This is a genomic window from Rhodococcus sp. NPDC019647, assembly GCF_044389235.1.
Taxonomy (GTDB): Bacteria; Actinomycetota; Actinomycetes; order Mycobacteriales; family Mycobacteriaceae; genus Rhodococcus_F; species Rhodococcus_F oxybenzonivorans.
Genome location: NZ_JBIRXS010000069.1, coordinates 1 through 3,384 on the forward strand (window position 1 = coordinate 1; position 3,384 = coordinate 3,384).

Annotated in this window: 1 protein-coding gene; it reads left to right on the forward strand. The window is 67.4% G+C overall.

Annotated features, from left to right (window positions below; genetic code table 11):
* Positions 1–3,384, forward strand: a 3,384-nt coding sequence (locus tag ACH49N_RS38865) for a condensation domain-containing protein (protein WP_358278811.1), incomplete at both ends; no start/stop codon positions are given.

The following is a 3,384-nucleotide window of genomic DNA, read 5'->3' on the forward strand; positions in this document are numbered from 1 at the left end:
GCCGGGGTGGGTGGTGCCGTCGGTGGTGGTGGTTGTGGGGGAGTTGCCGGTGACGGTGAGCGGGAAGCTGGACCGCACAGCACTACCCGAACCCGAACTTGTGCACCGACCTCAGCGGCCCGCGCGCACCGCAGCCGAAGAGACGTTGGCATCGGTTTTCGCGGAAGTACTCGGAATCGAACGGGTGGGGTACGACGACTCGTTCTTCGCGTTGGGCGGCGACAGCATCCTGTCGATCCGGCTGGTGTCGCGGGCCAAGTCCCGAGGACTGGTGTTCACCCCGCAACAGGTGTTCGAGCACCGAACGGTGGCTGCGCTGGCAGCACAATCGGACATCGCGGACCGCACGACGCCCGGCCCTCTCACTGAACTCGCCGGCGGCGGCATCGGCACTTTCCCGCCCACACCGGTGGTGCGGTACCTGCTGGAGCGCGGCGGCCACTTCGAGCGGTTCAGTCAGAGCCTGCTGCTCACGCTCCCCGCCGGGATCGACGAAGACGGACTCGTCGCTGTCGTCGCCGCGGTGATCGCACGGCACGACATGCTGCGGTCCCGGCTGTTCCGGGATGCGAGCGGGCAGTGGCAGATGGAGACCCGCCCGGATACCGACGTGGATGCGGCGTCGCTGATCCGTCGCGTCAGGTTCGACCTCACCATCGAGGCCGACCCGCCGGCGACACTCGTCGCGGCCGAGCACCAGGCGGCTGTCGAGAGACTGCGTCCCTCCGATGGGGTCGTCGTCCAGTTCGTGTGGCTCGATCCGGGACCGTCGAGAGTACCCGCAACCTCGGGCCGATTGATCGTCGTGGCTCATCATCTTGCCGTCGACGGGGTGTCCTGGCGGATTCTTTTGCCCGACTTCGCGACCGCCTGGTCGCAGATCTCCGCCGGACAGGCGGCGGAGCTGCCGGAGCCGGGAACGTCCATGCGCCGGTGGGCGCATGCACTGGCGGAGGAGGCGCAGCGCGGTGAGCGGGTCGCCGAGCTGGCGTGGTGGCGGAGCGTCGTGGACGGGCCGGACCCCCCGATCACCGACCGCCCTCTGGATCCCGCGGTGGACGTGGCGACGGCAATTCGTGACGTCGGCGTCGAGATGTCGACCGAAGACACCTCCGTGCTGTTGACAACCCTCCCGGGGCTGTACCACGGTGGTGCCCACGACGTGCTCGTCACCGCCCTGGCAGTGGCATCGTCGAGGTGGCGACGCGATCGGGGAATCTCGTTGTCGTCGATGCTGATCCGCATGGAGGGGCACGGGCGCGAGCAGTATGTGGTGCCGGGCGCCGACCTGTCCCGCACCGTCGGCTGGTTCACCACAATCTTTCCCGTCCGCCTCGACCTCGCCGGCGTCGACCTCGACGACGCGCTGGCCGGCGGCCCCGCGATGGGCCGGGCGGTCAAGGTGGTGAAGGAGCAGCTGCGTGCTGTACCCGACATGGGCATCGGCTACGGCCTCCTCCGATATCTGAACCCCGACACGGCCGACACTCTGCCGAAGACCGAACCGGGGCACATCAGTTTCAACTATCTCGGCCAGGTCCCCGACGCACCCGCCGGCAGCGCGGTGGCATGGGCACCCGCCGACGGATTCGGCGACCTGCACTACGTTCCGGATTCCGACATGCCTGCCTCGGCCGCGCTCGAGGTCAACTCCATCGTGGTCGGCGGAAAACTCCGGGTGAGCGTGGGCTACCCGGACACCCTCGTGGCCCGCGACGATGTCGAGCGGTTCGCAACTCGGCTGCGGGAGTCTTTGTCAGCATTGACAACTCATTCTCACCGCCCTGAGGCCGGGGGGCTCACCCCTTCCGACGTTCCGCTCGTCACCGTGACTCAGCGCGACCTCGACGCGTGGGAGGAGCGCTTCGGGCCGCTCACCGATGTGTGGCCACTCGCACCTCTGCAGGCGGGGTTGCTGTTTCACGCCCTCATGGCGAAACCCGCGATCGACGCCTACACGGTGCAGGTGTCGCTGCACTTGAAGGGCGCCGTCGATCCGGTGCGGATGCGCCGCGCGGTTCAGGCACTGCTGGATCGGCACGCAAATCTGCGGGTGGCCTTCGTGCCGTCCGCCGACGGCACGTTCGTACAGGTGGTGCCGGCGACCGTCGACGTGCCGTTCCGCCAGGTCGACCTGACGGGTATTCCCGAGGAGGCGCGCGGCGCCGAACTGGACCGGATTCTGGCCGCCGATCGCTCTGCGGCATTCGACACCTCCCACGCACCGCTGATGCGATTCCTTCTCCTGTCCATCGGACACGACGAATTCCGGCTGGTGTGGACCAACCACCACACCCTCCTCGACGGGTGGTCGATGCCACTCGCGATCCGGGATCTCCTCGCCCTGTACGTGGCAGACGAGGCAGGGGCGCTGCCGAGTCCCCGGCCCTACCGGGACTTCTTGACCTGGCTGCACCACCGAGATCCGGAGGAGTCGCGGGGGGTGTGGGCGAACGCGCTCGCCGGTATCGAGGGACCGACGCTGCTCCTGCCGGATGCATGGGGAAAACAGTCGTCGGTCCCACCCGCCCAGGTGCAATTTCCGCTGTCCGAGAGCCTTACCGCGGAACTCGTGACTCTGGCACGCGAGCGCAACGTCACTGTGAATACGGTGACCCAGGTGGCGTGGGCACTTCTGTTGAACGGGGCCACGTCCTCGTCCGATGTCACGTTCGGCGGCACGGTGTCCGGGCGATCACCGCAACTCGCCGGCGCCGAGTCGATGATCGGATTGTTCGTCAACACCGTCCCCGTCCGTATCACGCTCGATCCCCGGGAAACGGTGGGCGAGTTGCTCGAACGAACGCAATCGGAGCAGGCGGCGTTGTTCGACCACCACCATCTGGGTCTCGCCGACATTGCGCGCACGGTCGGCCCACAGCTCGGATTCGACACGGCAACCGTCTTCGAGTCGTACCCGATCGATCGAGGTGGTCTGACCGAAGACACCGACCTGGCCGGAATCCGGGTGGTGGACGTCAGCGGTGTCGATGCCACGCATTACCCACTCAGCGTGGCCTTCTCGATGGACACGCAGCTGCGCATGACCTTTCACTACCTACCCGACCTGATCGATGCGGCCACGGTCGAGACCATCGCGGCACGGGTCACCCGGATATTCGAGGCGATGGCCACCGAACCGGATGGGTTGTTGGCGGGGGTGGAGGTGTTGAGTGCGGAGGAGTGTGGGGTGTTGGTTCCGGTGCGGGGTGGGCGGGGTGTGGGTGTTCGGGTGTTGCCGGAGATTTTGGCGGGTGGGGTGGGGGTGGATCGGGGGGCGGTGGCGGTTTCGTGTGGTGGGGTGGAGGTGTCGTATGGGGAGTTGGATGAGTTGTCGTCGCGGTGGGCGCGGGTGTTGATCGGTCGGGGTGTGGGGCCGGAGTC